Below are 15,798 nucleotides of genomic sequence, written 5' to 3' on the forward strand. Positions count from 1 at the left end.
AGTCTCACCATGTCTCGAGCGGTTGGGCAGAGCCTTGCCACCGGGGTGTTGTTTCGATAACGGGAGTCGAGCACGCCCTCACGAGGTGCGTGACAGGTCGCGGGCGATCGCGTGCGCAAGGCCATCGAACTGGTGTCCACCGGAGTCGTAAGCGTGCACGGCGGCGCGGGGGAGTCGTGCGGCGTGGAGCGCGAGATGGGCGAACTCCACGACCTCGTCATCGCGACAGTGGTGGAGCGAGACGTCCTGACGGGGTACGGGCCCGGTGAAGGCGTAGTCTGCGACGTCCCAGCCCTGCGGGCTCCAGTCCGGCATGGCGAGCAGAACGACGCGGCGGGGCGTCTCCCGCTCTCTCTCGGCAAGGACGCGCAGCAGGATCGAGGCTCCGAACGAGTGGGCGGCGACGACGTCGTCGGCGCTGACGGCGTCCAACGCGGTTCGCACGAGGGATGCCTGATGGTCGAAGGACATGTCGTCCTCGGGGAACCGCGGATACGTGAGCGCTTGGCCGAGTTCGGCCGCGATCGCGTCGGCCAGCACGCGGTCCTCCGCATACCCGCCGGCGCCGTGCAGGAAGAGCAGCGCCATCAGTTCGACCCGCCGGTCAAGGAAGGACACCTCGGACGACGGATATCCACTTCGACACCCACGAGACCTTCCCTGAGAGCCACGTGATTTCCTCGGCGGCGAAGCCGGCCGTCTGCAGGCCGCGCGAGAGTGTCGGCCACCGCGTCGTGCCGAGTTCTCGCTCCGCCGCCTCCCACGCGGTGATGCATGGCGACGCTGCGGCTGCCACCGCGAACGTGCCGAAGAACTGGTCCGACCCGTCCGTCAGGTCCTGAACGGCTTTCGCGGTGTAGCCGCCGGCGAAAGCGCAGGTGGCCACGGCCTTGCGAGCCTTGCTTCCCGACGCGAACAGGTCGACGGCGGCGACCTGAGTCAGGTTTTGAAGGCGCGAGACAATCGTCTCCTGCACGAGCCAGGCCGACGTCAGGAGGGGATCGACATGCCACTCGATGCTCGCGACGCCGCGAGCGCTGGGGCTGGCGAGGACCATGACGTCCCCGGGTACGGCGAAGGGCCCAGCATCCAGCTGCTGAGCCGTCACCTCATCTCGGAAGATCCCGCCCGTGAGGTCTGACGAGCTCAGGTCCGCGGTGGCTTGGGCGTCGTCTGAGTAGAACGCGAAGACGACACCCGACTTGTTCTCCAGGGTGGCCGCGGAGAGGTCCGAGTTGCCACAGACGATCGTGTCGTCGTGGTACTGCTCTTCATCGGGGATGTCCGTGGTGAGGTCCAGCCGGTCTGGGTATGCCTCGGTACAGCCCGCTTCGGGTTCCGGTGCCTCCCCTGGCGCATCATCTTCATCGGCTTCCGCACAACCCACGAGTGCGAAAGCGAGAACACAGACCACAAGCGCAGACACCGTGCGGGTGTTCATATCCACCTCCCCATCGAGCAGACGGCTGCATTCTGACATCAGCCGGCTCGGCGCAACAGGGGGAGAGCCCACCACCAGAGAAGTGCCCGCGCGCCAAGACCAGCGCGTGACCGAGATGCGCGCCGAGTGTGTCGCGGCGCGCCGGTCTGAGCGCACCATCCCGGCACAACACGGTCGCCCGGAGGATCGGCGCAAGTCATCGTTCCGCGCTCGAATCACGCTGCTTGAGACGGGCGCACGCGGGCGCGTGGTGCGTCCAGGCGCGGCTGTCTACTCACGACACGTCCGGCGCCCGGCCAGGGCGCGAGGATCGATGCATGTCGGACAGCCGGTGTCCGCATCGGTAGGCGACCTCCGCGCCCCGGCTCACCCCTCCCGGAGCACCACCTCGAGCGCGTCGAGCGCCCCGCGGGTCGGCGCGACCGCAGCGAGCCCGCGGTACAGCGCGACGAGCGCCTCCCGATCGACCGCTCCCGTGCGCGCCCGATCGCAGTGCACGGACTGGATCGCCGCCTCGAGCTGGAAGCGCCCGAGCGGCGCACCGAGCGACGAGGCGCGCCGGAGGAGCGCTTCCCCTTCGGCGATGAGGCCGGCGTCCCACAGCGTGGTGTCCTGCAGGTCGATCCCCGGCCAGGCGGCGCCGACGCGGGCAGGGGCGCGCGACTGCGCGAGGGTGAGGAGGGCGGCCAGCCCCCACGCCTCCGCGTCGGATCGTCCTTCGCTGTCCAGCAGCGTCGCCAGCAGCACCGCGAGCCACCGGGCCTCGTCGGCGATCGAGTCGCGGTACGCGTCGCCCTGGTCGAGCCAGTCGAGCGTGTAGGCGCCGTAGATCGCCTCGAGCACGGCGGGGAGCCGGCCGGGCATCTCGCCGCGCGTGGGGATGCGGAACGCGATGCCGGCGTCGCGGATGCGACGCTTCGCGCGCACGAGGCGCTGCGCCATGGCGTCGGCCCCGACGTCGAAGGCGGCGCCGATCCGGGCGGCGTCGAAGCCGAACACGGCCTGCAGCATGAGGGGTGTCCGGATGCCGGCGTCGATCGCGGGGTGCGCGCACACGAAGAGCAGCTCGAGACGGCGATCCGGGATGCTGTCGGCGCGGTGGATCCACGCGTCGAGGTCGCGCTCGTCCACGGCATCCGCCCCTTCCTCCCAGGCGACCGAGGTTCGGCGAGCGGCGGCGCCGAGCAGGTCGCGCAGGCGATTGCGCGCCACCGCGAGGAGCCAACCCTCGGGGTTGTCGGGGACGCCGTCGACCGGCCACCGCATGAGTCCTCGCTCGAGCGCGTCGGCGAGGGCGTCCTCGGCGAGGGCGATGTCGCGGGTGCCCGCCGACAGGAGTGCGACGAGCCGGCCGTACGACCTGCGTACGACCCGCTCGATCGCGCGATCCGTGTGGGGCATCAGTGATGGTCGTAGGAGGTCCAGCCGCCGTCGGCGACCCAGGTGGCCACGGGGCGGATCTCGACGTGACCGTAGGCGGCGGGTGGAGCCTGCTGCGCCCAGTGAATCGCGGCATCCAGGTCGGCCACGTCGATGTCGACGACGCCCCCCAGCTTCTCGTGCGTGTCGGCGAACGGCCCGTCCTGGACGACGAGCTCGCCGCCCGCGAGGGTGAGGGTGGTCGTGGCGGAGACGGGCCGCAGCACCTCGGCCCCGACGAGGACGCCCGCTTCGTCGAGCGCCGTGATGTAGGCGTCGAACGCCCGCATCCCCTCGGCGAGCGCCTCGGGACCGAGCTGCTCGGCGGTCATCTCGGGGTAGTGGAGCAGGAGCGAGTAGCGCATGGACGTATCCTTCCGGTTCGTGTCGAACTGACACCAGGATGACGATCGAGGCGTCCCCCGATCGACACGCGGACCGAATCTGCGTCGAGTCGGTCCGCGGCGCTGCCGGACCTCGGCCCCGCCTCAGCCCCCGCAGGTGTCGTTGAACCGCAGCGCCGCGTTCTGCAGGTCGCCCGCCGACGCGTCGAGCGCCTCGGTGACGGCGGCGGCGTCGCCGTTCGCGCCGGCGTCGGCGACGGCGTCGCGGACACCCTCGATCGAGGTCCGCAGCGCCGACAGGATCGGAGCGACGTCGGCGTTGGTGACCTCGGGTGCGAGGTCCCCGAGGGCGGTGGCGGCGGTGTCCAGGCTCTCGCCCATCGCGTCGAGATCGCCGGTCTGCAGTGCGGCGTTGGCCTCGGCGATCTCGCCCTGCACGTCCTCCAGCCCCTGCGCGACGACGATGCACGCGTCGGTGCGGCTCTGTCCCGAGTCGGAGCACGCGGTGAGCGCGGCGAGGGCGGCGATCGACATCGTCGCCACCACGAGGATCCGAGGGGTCGTGCGCATGCGTGCTCCGATCAGAGAGGGGTGACCCGCAGCCACACGAAGCCGTGCGGGGGGAGGGCCAGGCCCTCGTCGAGGTCGAGGTCGACGTCGTGCACGAGGTCGCGCGCCGTCCGCGCGAAGCCCGAGAGCGTCAGCGGGTCGATCGCGACCTCGGCGTCGCCGACGTTGCCGAGCACCAGCACGCGGGAGGCCTCCGGGTCGCCGTCGACCGCCTCGCCGAGGGGTCGCTGGTAGCCGACCACGGAGGGGTGGGGCGTGTGGAACGTGATGAGCGCGTTGCCGGCGAACTCGGGCGTCGACTGCCGCACCGACACGAGTTTCGTGAGGCGCCGGAAGACGCGCCCGGCGGCGGTGTCGGGGTCGTCGCGCTCGGCGTACCTGTCCCGCGGGCGCTGGCCGCGGTGCACCCACCGGCTGTCGCCGCGGCGCACGGGGTCGTCGAGATAGGTCGGGTCGTTCAGTTGGGCGACCTCGTCGCCGAGGTACAGCAGCGGGATGCCGCCGGTCGACAGCGCGAGCGCGTGCGCGAGCACGACGCGATCCTCGCCGCCGGGATCGCCCGCCTCGATCCCCGCGAGTGACGCGGTGGTGCCGGCCACGCGGGCGTCACCCGTCTTCGGGTTCTCCTGGAACGGCACGCCGCGCGCGAACGTGCCCTCGTGGCGGCCGACGTAGAAGTCGTTCAGGAACCGGCGGTGGGCGTAGCCGTCGATGCCGAGCTCGGCGGCGTCCTCGTCGGCGAAGGTCCACCCGATGTCGTCGTGCGAGCGCACGTAGTTCACCCACGCGGTGCCCGCCGGCAGCTCGTGACGCCGGTCGAGGGCCTGCTGCAGGAGCCGCGCGTCGCGGGTGGCGAGCGCCTCCCACGTGAGCGCCATCTGCAGCGGGTTGTACGAGAGGCGGCACTCCTCGGGCGAGATGTAGCTGACGACCTCGTCGGGGTGGACGATCGCCTCCGACTTGAAGACGAGCCCGGGCGCGGCCATCGCCAGCACCGCGTTGAAGGCCTGCAGCAGCAGGTGCGCCTCGGGGAGCGACTCGCACGCGGTGCCCAGGCGCTTCCAGATGAACGCGACCGCATCCATCCGGAGCACGTCGACGCCGAGGTTCGCGAGGAAGAGCATCTCGCCCGCCATGGCGCGGAACACCCACGGATTCGCGTAGTTGAGGTCCCACTGGAAGTGGTAGAAGGTCGACCAGATCCAGCGCCCGTCGTCGAGCTGCACGAAGGAGCCCGGATGGTCGTCGGGGAAGATCTCCCGCGTCGTCTGCTCGTAGGCGTCGGGCATCGTGCGATCGGGGAAGATCAGGTAGAAGTCCTCGTACCCGGGCTCGCCCGCGACCGCCTTGCGCGCCCATTCGTGCTCGTTGCTCGTGTGGTTGAAGATGAAGTCCAGCACGAGCGAGATGCCGGCCAGCCGCAGCTCGGCCGCCAGCTCGGTCAGCTGGGAGATGGAGCCCAGGCTCGGGTCGACCTTCCGGTAGCTCGAGACCGCGTACCCGCCGTCGTTGTCGCCCTCGGGCCCGAGGAACAGCGGCATGAGGTGCAGGTAGGTGAGGCCGAGCTCGCGGAAGTACGGGATCTGATCGCGGATGCCGGCCAGATTCCCGCCGTAGCGATCGACGTAGCAGACACCGCCGAGCATCCGCTCCGACTGGAACCACTCCCCGTCGGCGCCGCGCTGCGCGTCGCGCACCTTCAGGTCGAGCGGGCGCGCGTTCCACGACCCGGCGGCGAGGGCGATCGTCTGGGCGAGGGCGTCGCGACCGTCGGGCCGGTCGGCGTACAGCCGCGAGAACAGGTCGTGCAGGCGCGGGAACTGCGCGTCGAACCGCTCGCGGAACGCGTCGTCGACGCGACCGGCGGCCGATGCCGCGGCCCACGCGGCGTCGCGGTCGTCCTCGAGCGCGCCGAGCGGTTCGGTCTCCGGAACGGTCATGGAGCTCCTCTCCGTGACTCCAGCCTAGAGCGCCGCGCCGGCTTCTCCGTGGAGCGCTGCACCGGCCGCGGGTGGAGCGCTACGCTGGCGTCACATCGAACGAAGGATCCCGGATGCGCCTCGTCCAGATCGCCCAGCACGCCGACGATCTCGATCGTGCCGCGGACTTCTACACCGTCCTCCTCGATGCCACGCCGTCCGCGCGGTTCGATCCGCCCGGCCTCCTCTTCTTCGATCTCGAGGGTGTGCGGCTGCTGCTCGATCGCAACGCGCCGTCGGCTCTCCTCTACCTGCGCGTCGACAATGTCCACGATGCGCTGGACCGTCTCGGCGGGCTCGCCGACGTCGTCACCGCGCCGCACGTGATCTTCACGCACGAGGACGACGCGCTCGGTCCCGCCGGACACGAGGAATGGCAGGCCTTCATCCGCGACAGCGAGGGGAACACGGTCGGCCTCGTCTCCTTCGTCCGCGCGTAGCGCCTGCGTCGGGGTCGTCGATGAGCGCGCGTAGGCTCGGGGTGTGAGCGCATACGTCTCGGCGTTCGAACTGTTCTCCATCGGAGTAGGACCTTCGAGCTCCCACACGGTCGGGCCGCTGCGCGCAGCCCGGGACTTCGCCGCGCGGCTGCGGCCCCGGCTCGCGGAGGTGGCGCGCCTCGAGTGCGTCCTCTTCGGCTCCCTCGGCGCGACCGGGCTCGGCCACGGCACGCCCGACGCCGTCGTGGCGGGGCTGCGAGGGCAGGAGCCGGAGACGGTCGATCCCGCGGACGTCCGCGGCGCGTGGACGCAGTGGCAGGACGGCGCGCCGCTGCTCCTCGACGGCGCGCATCCCGTGCCGTTCTCGCGCGCCGATGTAGAGTTCGCTCCGCGCACGCGGCTGCCCGGTCATCCGAACGCGCTCACTCTGCGCGCCCTCGACGCCGCCGGGGCGCCGGTGGCGGAGGAGACCTACTACTCCATCGGCGGGGGCTTCATCCGCCGCGACGGCGAGGATGCGCCGGTGGCGTCCGCGCCCTTCCCGTTCTCCTACGACTCGGCCGAGCAGCTCCTGGCGCTGTGCGACGAGCGGGGGTGGACGATCGCCGAGGTCGCGCGCGCGAACGAGGAGGCGCTGCGGTCCGAGGCAGACGTCGCCGCAGGCCTCGACGGCATCTGGGATGCCATGTCCGCGTGCGTCGACGCGGGGCTCCACGCCGACGGCGTGCTCCCGGGGCTGCTGAAGGTCAAGCGGCGCGCCGGTCTGATCCGCGCCCAGCTCGAAGAGGCCGAGAGCGACGGCCGCCGTGAGCTTCCCGGCGAGTGGCTGGGCGCCTTCGCCCTCGCGGTGAACGAGGAGAACGCGTCGGGCGGCCGGGTCGTGACGGCGCCGACCAACGGCGCCGCGGGGATCCTTCCGGCCGTCGCCATGTACTGGTGGCGCTTCCTGGCCGACTCGGGGCTCGGCTCGGGCAACGCGGTGACCCCGTATGGCGAGCTCGTCGGGTCCGCCCTCCTCGGCATGCACGCCCCGGCTCGCGCGCCGATCGACGACCACGACGTGCCCGAGGACCTCACCGTGGAGGCGAACCGCCGGCGCGGGATCCGCCGCTTCCTCCTCACGGCGACCGCGCTCGGCTCCCTCTTCAAGGCGAACGCCTCGATCTCGGGTGCGGAAGGCGGCTGCCAGGCCGAGGTCGGCTCGGCCTGCGCGATGGCGGCCGGAGGGCTGACCGCGGTGATGGGCGGCACGAACCGTCAGATCGAGAACGCCGCCGAGATCGCGATGGAGCACCACCTCGGGCTCACCTGCGATCCCGTCGGCGGCCTCGTGCAGATCCCGTGCATCGAGCGGAACGCGATCGCCGCCTCGACGGCCGTGACCGCCGCGCGCCTGGCCCTCCGCGGCGACGGCAGCCACTACGTGTCCCTCGACGCGGTGGTCGAGACCATGCGCCAGACCGGCATCGACATGTCGCACAAGTACAAGGAGACGAGCGAAGGCGGTCTCGCCGTCAACGTCATCGAGTGCTGACGCTGCGCGCTCGCCCGTGCTCCGCTCGCGAAGGTGACGCAAAAGCGCCCCTCCGCGCCGCGGAACTGCTCGTTCGCGCCACCTTCATCACCGATGCCGCTCCAGCGCGGCACGCACCAGCTCGACCGCCCGGCCCTGGCGGAGGTGCGACGACGTGACGCGCACCACCTCCCAGCCGGCGGCGGCATAGGCGGCGTACTTCTCGAGGTCGCGGTTCCACTGGGCCCGGCTCGTGCGGTGATGGTCGCCCTCGATCTCGACCACCACGCGGTGCTCGCGATAGACGAACTCCGAGATGCCCAGCAGGCGTCCCGACGCGTCGCGCATCTCGACGTCGAGCTCGGCCGGCGGCAGCCCCGCGTCGGCGGCGTCGAGCCGGAAGAGCGTCTCGAGCGGCGACATGCTCCCTTCCCGGATGAGGGGGAGCGCGGTGCGCAGCCGCGCGATGCCGCGGCGCGGCCCGGCGTCCACGGCGGAGCCGAGCTGAGCACGCGTCGCGAGACGGGCGTCGGGGTGCGGGATCCCGGAGCGTCCGCGGGGGATGCGCACGATCGCGTCGCCGAGGACGATGAGCTCCCGCACCGAGAGCTCGCGCCCGAGCATCGCCCAGGTCGACGCGGGGCTGCTGAACGGCAGGCCCTCGCACTCGCGGACCCTCACGAGGTGCCCCTCGACTTTCACCCCGCGCACGCCCCGGCCGCGCGGTGCGCGCGCCGGCGCGATGACACCGACGTCCAGGTCGTCGCCGGGGTCGAGGGGGAGTCCGTAGAGGATCGCCGCCGTGCGACCGGTGAAGAAGGCGGACGCCGTGAGGAGCGGCGCGTAGGCGCGGGCCCGTCGCCATTCGCGTTCTCGTGCGCGTCGCCCCCGAGCGAAGGGGTCGTCGGGGTCGTCCGCAGGCGCCGGGCCCGATCGAACCCGCACGCCGTGGAAAGGCGCACGGAGATCGCTCGCCCCGAGGCGGGCGCGGGAGACGCCCCGTTCGAGGCCTGCGCGGGTGCGGAACGCCTCGCCCAGCGAGTCGGGAAGCGGGGCAGGTCGTCGCGGCATCCCTCACCCTCCCGCCAGTTCCGCCCCCGTCCCGCCCCCTCCCCACCCCCACTTCCCCTCGCGCCCCACACTCGCCCTGGGGAGGAGCCTCCACACGTCCGACAACCTCGCGGATGTGGCGCAAACGCGCCCCTCCGCGCCGCGAAACCCCCCATTCGCGCCACCTTCCGCGCCCCTCGACGGCGAGCGGTGGAGGCGGTGTTCGCTGGGCGAGAACCGTTGGCACTCTCGGGGGGCGAGTGCTAATCTGGAGGCACTTGAGCCGATGTGACTCAAGTTTGAGACCACAACATCACACGCACACAAAAGGAGAGAACCATGGCCACGTATGACCCGTTCCGTGACCTCGACCGCCTCGCGTCGAGCCTCTTCGACTCACGCCGCGGGCCCCGCCGCATGCCGATGGACCTGTACCGCGACGGCGACCACTACGTCCTGTCCGCCGACCTGCCGGGCATCGACCCGGGATCGGTCGACATCGACGTCGACGGTCAGCTGCTGACGATCCGGGCCGAGCGCACGCTCGCCGCCGGCGAGGGGGTCAAGTGGATCACGCGCGAGCGTGAGGCCGCCAGCTTCCTGCGTCAGCTGAACCTCGGTCAGGGCATCGACAACGAGGGCATCGCCGCGACCTACAGCAACGGCGTGCTCACCGTCACCATCCCCGTGAGCGAGAAGGCCAAGCCCCGCAAGGTGGAGGTCGTCGCCGACGGCGCCGCGCCCACCATCCGCGCCCACGAGGGTGCGGAGGAGCCGCAGCCCATCGAGCAGTAGCGCCGCGCTGCACACCCCGACAGACCGCCCCGTCGCCCGCCGACCGGGGCGGTCTGCTGCGTCCGGGGCTATGATCGGCTCACCCGAACGGAACGTCAGCGAGGACGCCCGATGACCGAGACCACCGCGCTGCGCAGGCATCCCTGTCTGGGGCGTGCCTGATGGAGCGCGAGCTGGTCGCGCCCGTCTCCCTCACCGCGGCGGACGGCCGGCTCAACGCCGACGCCATCGGCTTCGCGCGGCGTCCGCTCGTCGACACCGCCGGGGTCGACGGACGGCGGGGCTGGGGGCGCACCAAGCGGTGGGAGTACTGGAACGTCATCACGCCCACCCACATCGTCGCTCTCACGGTGTCGTCGCTGGACTACGCGGCCGTCCACGAGGTGTGGGTGTTCGACCGGGCGACCCGGCGCAGCCGGGGGAGGACCGCCACGGTCATCCCGGCGCACGACGTCGACCTGCCGCCATCCCTCGGAGACGGGGCCGCGATCGCCCGGGCCCGGGACCTCGCGATCTCGGTGACGCCCGGGACCGAGTCGTGGCGGCTGTTCGCCGAGATCCCCGACGCCTCCTTCGACATCACCGTCGTCCGCCCGCCCGGCCACGAGTGCCTCGCGGTGGTCGTGCCGTGGTCCCGGCGGCGGTTCCAGTACACGGTCAAGGACGTCGCGCTGCCGGCCTCGGGCACCGTCGTCGTCGACGGCGTCGAGCACCCGGTGCCCGCCGGCTCGTGGGCGGTGCTCGACCACGGCCGGGGACGGTGGCCGTACGACGTGCGGTGGAACTGGGGCGCCGGCGCCGGGGTCAGCGGCGACCGCGTGGTCGGCCTGCAGGTGGGCGGGAGGTGGACCGCGGGGACCGGATCGACCGAGAACGGCGTGCTCGTCGACGGCATCCTCCACAAGATCTCGGAGGAGCTGCGCTGGGACTACGACCTCGCGCATCCGCTCCGGCCGTGGCGCGTGCGCGGCGGCGGCCTCGACGCCACGCTGACGCCGTTCCACGACAAGCACTCCGCCCGGAATCTCGGCATCCTGTCGGCGCGCACCCACCAGTGCTTCGGGGTGTGGGACGGATCGTTCGAGGGGATGGCGTTCGAGGGGATCGAGGGCTTCGCCGAGGACGTCCACAACCGATGGTGAACCGCGGCGCCGCCGCCGGTGACCTAGGCTGACGCCATGGCCGAGCACGCCGTCCCGCCGCCGCGACGTCGCGGTCGCCCCCGTGGGGGCTCCGATGCTCGGAACCGCATCCTCGCCGCCGCGACGGAGGAGTTCTCCGAGAACGGCTACGACGGGGCCACCATGCGGGCCATTGCCACCCGGGCGGGTGTCGACTCGGCGCTCGTGCACCACTACTTCGGCACCAAGGCGGACCTGTTCACCGAGATCGTCGGCGCGCCGATCCGGCCGGACCTCGACATCCCCACCCTCCTCGCCGGCGACCGGGCGCGGCTGGGCGAGGCGATCGTGCGCTACATCCTGGTCCGCTTCGAGCAGCCCGAGGTGCGCCGGCGCGGGGTCCTGCTGCTGCGCAACGCGATCGGCAACCGCCTGGCGACGCCGCTGCTGGCGGCGTTCCTGTCGCGCGAGCTGCTCGGGCGCATCACCGCCGAGCTCGGCGGCGCGGACGCCGAGCTGCGCGCGAGCCTGGCGGCGTCGCAGGTGGCGGGCATGCTGGTGGCGCGCTACATCCTCAAGCTCCCGGGGATCGCGGCCGCGTCCACCGACGAGCTCGTCGGCTGGGTCGGACCCACGATCCAGCGCTACCTCACCGAATGAAGGGATCCGCATGTCGTTCCAGGCCTACCTCGACAACATCGAGGACAAGACGGGCGTGACGCCCCGACGGTTCATCGAGCTGGCAGGTGAGAAGGGGTTCGGCCCCGGCACCAAGGCGGGGGAGATCGTCGCCTGGCTCGCGGAGGACTACGGCCTCGGCCGCGGGCACGCGATGGCTCTCGTCCACGTCATCACCAAGGGGCCGAAGATCGACGCGAAGCACGTCGGCTCCGGCGGCGCGCACAGCGACGCCTCCGACACCCTGTGGCTCGACGGCAAGGCGACCAAACCCGCCTGAGCAGTCCCGGCCACGAGACTCTTGACCGGGTGATCGCCGGCGCGCATAATTCATCGCATGATGAATAACTCGGATGCCGTGCGCATCCGCGGGCTGCGCGTGCGACGCGGCAGCACCGACGTGTTCTCGGGGCTCGACGTCGACATCGCGCGCGGTGCGATCACCGGGCTGCTCGGCCCGTCCGGGTGCGGCAAGACGACCCTGATGCGCTCGATCGTCGGCGTGCAGCGGGTGGCCGGCGGCACCGTCACGGTGCTCGACCTTCCCGCCGGCACCGCCGCACTCCGTCGGCGGGTGGCCTACGACACCCAGGCCGCCTCCGTCTACGCCGACCTCACCATCCGTCAGAACCTCCGGTCGTTCCGGCGGATCGTCGGAGCCCCGGCGTCGGACGTCGACCGGGTGCTCGACGCGGTCGGGCTGCGGGACCGCGCCGACCAGCTCGTCTCCTCGCTCAGCGGCGGCCAGGCCAGCCGGGTGTCGCTGGCGGTCGCGATGCTCGGGGCGCCCGAGCTGATCGTGCTCGACGAGCCCACGGTGGGGCTCGATCCGGTGCTCCGGGCCGACCTGTGGCAGCTGCTTCGAGGTCTCGCCGACGCGGGGACCACGCTGCTCGTCTCGAGCCACGTCATGGACGAGGCGCTCCGGTGCGACCGCCTCCTGCTCATGCGCGCCGGCCGCATCATCGCCGACACCACCCCGGCGGGCCTGCTCGCCGACACCGGCGAGGCGGATCCCGATGCGGCCTTCCTCGCTCTGATCCGGCGCGGGGAGGCGGCATGAACGCCGTGCGGCTGGGGGCGACGGCCGGAAGGGTGCTCCGCCAGCTCAGTCACGACCCCCGCTCGATCGCCCTCATGCTGGTCGCCCCGAGCCTGCTCGTCGGCCTCTTCGCGTGGCTCTTCAGCGACAGCGACGGGGTCTTCGACCGCGTCGGCGGGCCCATCCTCGCGCTGTTCCCGTTCGTCGTGATGTTCCTCATCACCTCGATCACGACCCTGCGGGAGCGGCGCAGCGGAACGCTCGAGCGTCTGATGACGACGCCCCTCGGCAAGGCGGACTTCATCCTCGGCTACGCCCTCGCCTTCGGGCTCATGGCGACGCTGCAGGCGGTCGTGACGGTGACCTTCGCCGTCGCGGTGTGCGGGCTGGAGGTCGAGGGTGCGATCTGGCTGCTCGGCCTCGTCGCCGTCGTCGACGCCCTGCTCGGAACCGCTCTCGGGCTCCTCGCGAGCGCATTCGCCCGCACCGAGTTCCAGGCGGTCCAGTTCATGCCGGTGCTCGTGTTCCCGCAGATCATCCTCGGCGGGCTCTTCATGCCCCGCGACCAGATGCCCGACGTGCTCTACGCGATCAGCGACTGGCTGCCCCTCAGTCATGCGATCGACGCGGTGGCCGCCGTCGCCGCGGGTGACGACGGTGGCGAGGTGGCGCGCCCCCTGCTGATCGTCGGCGCCTTCACCGTCGGCGCCCTGGTGCTGGCCGCCCTCACGCTGCGACGCCGGACGCCCTGAGCACCCCGACGGATGCGGGCCGGCCGGCGAGCCCGGTCAGCGCCGTTCGCGCAGCTTCGTGGTGATGCTGTGCAGCTGGGCGAGCTCGTGGTCGTCGAGCACCGACATGCGCTCGGCGATCGACTGGCCGTGACGGGTCGCGATGCGGCGGAAGGCGGCCAGGCCGGCCTCGGTCGCCCGCACCAGCGCGCCGCGGCCGTCGTCCGGGTCGGGGCACTTCGTGATGAGCCCGCGGGCGACCATGCGGTCCACCAGCCGCGACACGCTCGGCTGGCTGATGAGCATGTTGGCGGTGACGTCGCGCAGTCTGGCCGCGTTCTGCTCCCCGCGCGCGACGGTGAGCATGACGTCGTACTCGGCCTGCGTGAGGTCGTCGCCGCTGAAGTCGTCGCTGATCTCGCTGAGCACCTCGTGCTGCGCGCGGAACAGACTCTCCCATGCCGCGATGGCGAGGCGTCGGTCCGTCATGGCGTCCACTTTAGCCCGCCCATAGGCTGGACGGCATGGGACGGATCTGGCGGATTCTCGCGGTGTGCATGCTCGTCATGGCGGCCTCCGCCGCCGCTGCGGCGCCCGCCTCCGCCGACGTCGACGACTTCGTCTTCGACCGGATGACGGCCGACTACACCCTGACGCGCGCCGACGACGGCACGAGCAGGCTGCGCGTGGTCGAGCAGCTCGTGGCGCGCTTCCCCGATGCCGATCAGAACCGCGGCATCCGGCGCTCGATCCCCGAGTCGTACAACGGGCAGCCGCTGCGTCCGCACGCGATCTCGGTGACCGACGAGAACGGGGCTGCCCGCCCGATGGAGACGGAGTCCGACGACGGCGCCTTCCACATCGTCTCGCGCGCCGACGAGTACCTCCGCGGCGTGCAGACCTTCGTCCTCACCTACGAGCTCGAGAACGTCGTGTGGGACTTCCCCGACACGGGCCTGGAGTTCTACTGGGACGTCAACGGCGTCGATTGGGCGCAGCCGTTCGGGGAGGTCGAGGCGCGCCTGCACCTCGACGCCGAGCTCACCGCCGCGCTCACCGGCGACGCCGCGTGCTACCAGGGCGTGCAGGACAGCGGCGACCCGTGCGCGTCGATCGTCCAGGATGCCGAGGGCGCGGGCTCGGTGATCACCGCCCGCGCCGACGACCTCGGCCCGGGAGAGAACCTCACCCTGGCGGTGGGGTTCGCCGACGGCACCTTCGCCCTCTTCGACACGTCCTATCTGGCCTCGCCGTTCGGGTGGCTGCAGGGGATCGCGGGGGTGGGCCTGCTGGGCGCCGCGGCGCTCGCCGTGCGGTCGCGACGACGCGCCCTGGCCGACGAGCCGGGGCGGCCGACGATCATCGCCGAGTACAACCCGCCCCCGGGGATCGATGCCCTCGAGAGCGCGGTGCTCCTGGGGCAGCAGACGAAGGCGATCCCCGCGGAGGTGCTCGAACAGGCCGTCGTCGGATCGATCCGGATCGTCGAGGGGGAGAAGCGCTGGTTCGGCGGACCCCGGCTGATCGCCGAGCTGGTCGACCCGTCGCTCGCCGACGCCGACGGGCGCATGCTCCTCGGCGGGCTCTTCCCACGGGGCGTCCCGGGCGAGCAGTACGAGTTCGGACGGCAGGACACGCGGCTGTCGAAGGTCGCGCAGAAGATCCTGAAGGATGCCGAGCGCGAGCTGAAGCGCCGCCGGCTCCGCCGCGAGGTGCCGGCCGGCGCGCGGGCGTGGCCGGTCGTGGCCGCGGTCGTCGCGGGCGGGGCGGTGTTCTTCCTGGGGCTCGCGGCGCTGTCGGCGGGCGTTCATCCGGCGATCCCGGTGACGCTGATGGTGCTCGCGGGCATCGTGTTCACGGGCGTGATCATCGTGGTCGCGCGCTCGCCGCTGACGGCCGCCGGCGCCGAGGTCCGGGATCATCTGAAGGGCCTCAAGGAGTTCATCGCCTGGGCGGAGGCGGATCGCATCCGCATGCTCCAGTCGCCGGAGGGCGCCGAGCGCGTGGCGATCGACGTGGACGATCCGCGGCAGAAGCTGCAGCTGTACGAGCGGCTGCTGCCCTACGCCGTCGTCTTCGGTCAGGAGAAGGAGTGGTCCGCGCACCTGGCTGTGCTCTACGCGGCGACGGGCGCTGCGGGCCCCTACTGGTACGCGGGCAGCGGTGCCTTCGACGCGTCGGCCTTCGCATCGGGGATCGGCTCGCTCTCGGCGGCCGCGAGCTCGTCGTCGTCGACCTCGGGCGGCTCGAGCGGCGGCGGCAGCTCCGGCGGCGGCGGTGGCGGCGGAGGAGGCGGCGGCGTCTGATCCGTCCCCGGCGTCGTTGCGCGCCGCTCGAGCTGAATGGATGACACTCGTCGTCGCCTCGACGGCCGGGAACCGACGACGACTGTCATCGATCCCGTCGCGGGACCCCGACGACGGCTGCGGGGCGGCGGGACCGGGCAAGAGTAAGGGCCGGTCGGAGAGGCTTCCGACCGGCCCTTGTCCCTTGCACCAAGAGTGTCCTGCAATCACATGTCGGTAGCTGCCACAGCAAAACAACTACCGTGCGAGCACTCTATAACGACGAGATAACGGCCACAAGCGTTTGCCGTTATCTTTTTGTGATTCTTTTCTCATCCATGGCGTACACCCAGCCGGGGCGAGGCTCCGCGCGGGAATCCTCACCGCCTC

Annotated in this window: 17 protein-coding genes; 9 read left to right on the top strand and 8 right to left on the bottom strand. The window is 71.8% G+C overall.

The window, feature by feature from the left end; genetic code table 11:
* Nucleotides 1-78: 78 nt before the first annotated feature.
* From QQZ13_RS05745 to QQZ13_RS05770, 6 genes are all read right to left on the bottom strand, one after another.
* Nucleotides 79-588 (bottom strand): alpha/beta fold hydrolase, encoded by a 510-nt coding sequence (locus tag QQZ13_RS05745; protein WP_284528130.1) that lies wholly within the window; start codon nucleotides 586-588, stop codon nucleotides 79-81.
* 16 nt (nucleotides 589-604) lie between these two features.
* Nucleotides 605-1,441 (bottom strand): hypothetical protein, encoded by an 837-nt coding sequence (locus QQZ13_RS05750; RefSeq protein ID WP_284528131.1) that lies wholly within the window; start codon nucleotides 1,439-1,441, stop codon nucleotides 605-607.
* Nucleotides 1,442-1,807: 366 nt separating this feature from the next.
* On the bottom strand, nucleotides 1,808-2,842 hold the full coding sequence (locus tag QQZ13_RS05755; protein WP_284528132.1) for an RNA polymerase sigma factor: 1,035 nt from the start codon (nucleotides 2,840-2,842) through the stop codon (nucleotides 1,808-1,810).
* A complete protein-coding gene (locus QQZ13_RS05760; protein ID WP_284528133.1) occupies nucleotides 2,842-3,225 on the bottom strand; it encodes a YciI family protein in 384 nt (127 codons plus the stop codon). Before QQZ13_RS05760 ends, QQZ13_RS05755 begins: the two co-directional genes overlap by 1 nt.
* Nucleotides 3,226-3,348: 123 nt before the next feature.
* Nucleotides 3,349-3,774, bottom strand: a complete 426-nt coding sequence (locus QQZ13_RS05765; protein ID WP_284528135.1) for a hypothetical protein — start codon at nucleotides 3,772-3,774, stop codon at nucleotides 3,349-3,351.
* Nucleotides 3,775-3,785: 11 nt separating this feature from the next.
* Nucleotides 3,786-5,714 (bottom strand): alpha-amylase family protein, encoded by a 1,929-nt coding sequence (locus QQZ13_RS05770; RefSeq protein WP_284528137.1) that lies wholly within the window; start codon nucleotides 5,712-5,714, stop codon nucleotides 3,786-3,788.
* A gap of 113 nt (nucleotides 5,715-5,827) precedes the next feature.
* Between QQZ13_RS05770 and QQZ13_RS05775 the strand changes: the two genes are divergently transcribed.
* Both QQZ13_RS05775 and QQZ13_RS05780 read left to right on the top strand, forming a co-directional pair.
* Nucleotides 5,828-6,193, top strand: coding sequence for a VOC family protein (locus QQZ13_RS05775; protein ID WP_284528138.1), 366 nt, complete (start codon nucleotides 5,828-5,830; stop codon nucleotides 6,191-6,193).
* A 43-nt stretch (nucleotides 6,194-6,236) separates the two neighbouring features.
* Nucleotides 6,237-7,727, top strand: a complete 1,491-nt coding sequence (locus QQZ13_RS05780) for an L-serine ammonia-lyase, iron-sulfur-dependent, subunit alpha (RefSeq protein ID WP_284528139.1) — start codon at nucleotides 6,237-6,239, stop codon at nucleotides 7,725-7,727.
* A gap of 87 nt (nucleotides 7,728-7,814) precedes the next feature.
* Here QQZ13_RS05780 and QQZ13_RS05785 read toward each other — a convergent pair whose 3' ends face one another.
* Nucleotides 7,815-8,777, bottom strand: a complete 963-nt coding sequence (locus tag QQZ13_RS05785; RefSeq protein WP_284528140.1) for a DUF559 domain-containing protein — start codon at nucleotides 8,775-8,777, stop codon at nucleotides 7,815-7,817.
* A gap of 318 nt (nucleotides 8,778-9,095) precedes the next feature.
* Between QQZ13_RS05785 and QQZ13_RS05790 the strand changes: the two genes are divergently transcribed.
* The 6 genes from QQZ13_RS05790 (at nucleotide 9,096) to QQZ13_RS05815 (ending at nucleotide 13,144) form a co-directional block, all read left to right on the top strand.
* On the top strand, nucleotides 9,096-9,551 hold the full coding sequence (locus tag QQZ13_RS05790; RefSeq protein ID WP_284528141.1) for an Hsp20/alpha crystallin family protein: 456 nt from the start codon (nucleotides 9,096-9,098) through the stop codon (nucleotides 9,549-9,551).
* Nucleotides 9,552-9,712: 161 nt separating this feature from the next.
* Nucleotides 9,713-10,693, top strand: coding sequence for a DUF2804 domain-containing protein (locus tag QQZ13_RS05795; RefSeq protein ID WP_284528142.1), 981 nt, complete (start codon nucleotides 9,713-9,715; stop codon nucleotides 10,691-10,693).
* Between the two features lie 36 nt (nucleotides 10,694-10,729).
* Nucleotides 10,730-11,332 (top strand): TetR family transcriptional regulator, encoded by a 603-nt coding sequence (locus QQZ13_RS05800; protein WP_284528143.1) that lies wholly within the window; start codon nucleotides 10,730-10,732, stop codon nucleotides 11,330-11,332.
* A gap of 10 nt (nucleotides 11,333-11,342) precedes the next feature.
* Entirely contained in the window at nucleotides 11,343-11,630 is a 288-nt protein-coding gene (locus QQZ13_RS05805) for a DUF4287 domain-containing protein (RefSeq protein ID WP_284528144.1), read from the top strand.
* A 57-nt stretch (nucleotides 11,631-11,687) separates the two neighbouring features.
* On the top strand, nucleotides 11,688-12,413 hold the full coding sequence (locus QQZ13_RS05810; RefSeq protein ID WP_284528145.1) for an ABC transporter ATP-binding protein: 726 nt from the start codon (nucleotides 11,688-11,690) through the stop codon (nucleotides 12,411-12,413).
* Nucleotides 12,410-13,144 (top strand): ABC transporter permease, encoded by a 735-nt coding sequence (locus tag QQZ13_RS05815; RefSeq protein ID WP_284528146.1) that lies wholly within the window; start codon nucleotides 12,410-12,412, stop codon nucleotides 13,142-13,144. Before QQZ13_RS05810 ends, QQZ13_RS05815 begins: the two co-directional genes overlap by 4 nt.
* A 36-nt stretch (nucleotides 13,145-13,180) precedes the next feature.
* Here the strand turns inward: QQZ13_RS05815 and QQZ13_RS05820 are convergent, their stop codons facing one another.
* Nucleotides 13,181-13,612, bottom strand: a complete 432-nt coding sequence (locus tag QQZ13_RS05820; RefSeq protein ID WP_284528147.1) for a MarR family winged helix-turn-helix transcriptional regulator — start codon at nucleotides 13,610-13,612, stop codon at nucleotides 13,181-13,183.
* A gap of 35 nt (nucleotides 13,613-13,647) precedes the next feature.
* On the opposite strand from QQZ13_RS05820, the gene QQZ13_RS05825 reads away from it, so the two are divergent.
* On the top strand, nucleotides 13,648-15,429 hold the full coding sequence (locus tag QQZ13_RS05825) for a DUF2207 domain-containing protein (RefSeq protein ID WP_284528148.1): 1,782 nt from the start codon (nucleotides 13,648-13,650) through the stop codon (nucleotides 15,427-15,429).
* The last annotated feature ends 369 nt before the right edge of the window (nucleotides 15,430-15,798 follow it).

The organism is Microbacterium sp. T2.11-28 (genome assembly GCF_950097975.1).
Classification (GTDB): Bacteria; Actinomycetota; Actinomycetes; order Actinomycetales; family Microbacteriaceae; genus Microbacterium.

What these genes read in the sequence shown, in the direction of transcription:
- QQZ13_RS05745 (WP_284528130.1), bottom strand. Translation starts at nt 588, where the DNA reads ATGGCGCTGCTCTTCCTGCACGGCGCCGGCGGGTATGCGGAGGACCGC.
- QQZ13_RS05750 (WP_284528131.1), bottom strand. Translation starts at nt 1,441, where the DNA reads ATGAACACCCGCACGGTGTCTGCGCTTGTGGTCTGTGTTCTCGCTTTC.
- QQZ13_RS05755 (WP_284528132.1), bottom strand. Translation starts at nt 2,842, where the DNA reads ATGCCCCACACGGATCGCGCGATCGAGCGGGTCGTACGCAGGTCGTAC.
- QQZ13_RS05760 (WP_284528133.1), bottom strand. Translation starts at nt 3,225, where the DNA reads ATGCGCTACTCGCTCCTGCTCCACTACCCCGAGATGACCGCCGAGCAG.
- QQZ13_RS05765 (WP_284528135.1), bottom strand. Translation starts at nt 3,774, where the DNA reads ATGCGCACGACCCCTCGGATCCTCGTGGTGGCGACGATGTCGATCGCC.
- QQZ13_RS05770 (WP_284528137.1), bottom strand. Translation starts at nt 5,714, where the DNA reads ATGACCGTTCCGGAGACCGAACCGCTCGGCGCGCTCGAGGACGACCGC.
- QQZ13_RS05775 (WP_284528138.1), top strand. Translation starts at nt 5,828, where the DNA reads ATGCGCCTCGTCCAGATCGCCCAGCACGCCGACGATCTCGATCGTGCC.
- QQZ13_RS05785 (WP_284528140.1), bottom strand. Translation starts at nt 8,777, where the DNA reads ATGCCGCGACGACCTGCCCCGCTTCCCGACTCGCTGGGCGAGGCGTTC.
- QQZ13_RS05790 (WP_284528141.1), top strand. Translation starts at nt 9,096, where the DNA reads ATGGCCACGTATGACCCGTTCCGTGACCTCGACCGCCTCGCGTCGAGC.
- QQZ13_RS05795 (WP_284528142.1), top strand. Translation starts at nt 9,713, where the DNA reads ATGGAGCGCGAGCTGGTCGCGCCCGTCTCCCTCACCGCGGCGGACGGC.
- QQZ13_RS05800 (WP_284528143.1), top strand. Translation starts at nt 10,730, where the DNA reads ATGGCCGAGCACGCCGTCCCGCCGCCGCGACGTCGCGGTCGCCCCCGT.
- QQZ13_RS05805 (WP_284528144.1), top strand. Translation starts at nt 11,343, where the DNA reads ATGTCGTTCCAGGCCTACCTCGACAACATCGAGGACAAGACGGGCGTG.
- QQZ13_RS05810 (WP_284528145.1), top strand. Translation starts at nt 11,688, where the DNA reads ATGATGAATAACTCGGATGCCGTGCGCATCCGCGGGCTGCGCGTGCGA.
- QQZ13_RS05815 (WP_284528146.1), top strand. Translation starts at nt 12,410, where the DNA reads ATGAACGCCGTGCGGCTGGGGGCGACGGCCGGAAGGGTGCTCCGCCAG.
- QQZ13_RS05820 (WP_284528147.1), bottom strand. Translation starts at nt 13,612, where the DNA reads ATGACGGACCGACGCCTCGCCATCGCGGCATGGGAGAGTCTGTTCCGC.
- QQZ13_RS05825 (WP_284528148.1), top strand. Translation starts at nt 13,648, where the DNA reads ATGGGACGGATCTGGCGGATTCTCGCGGTGTGCATGCTCGTCATGGCG.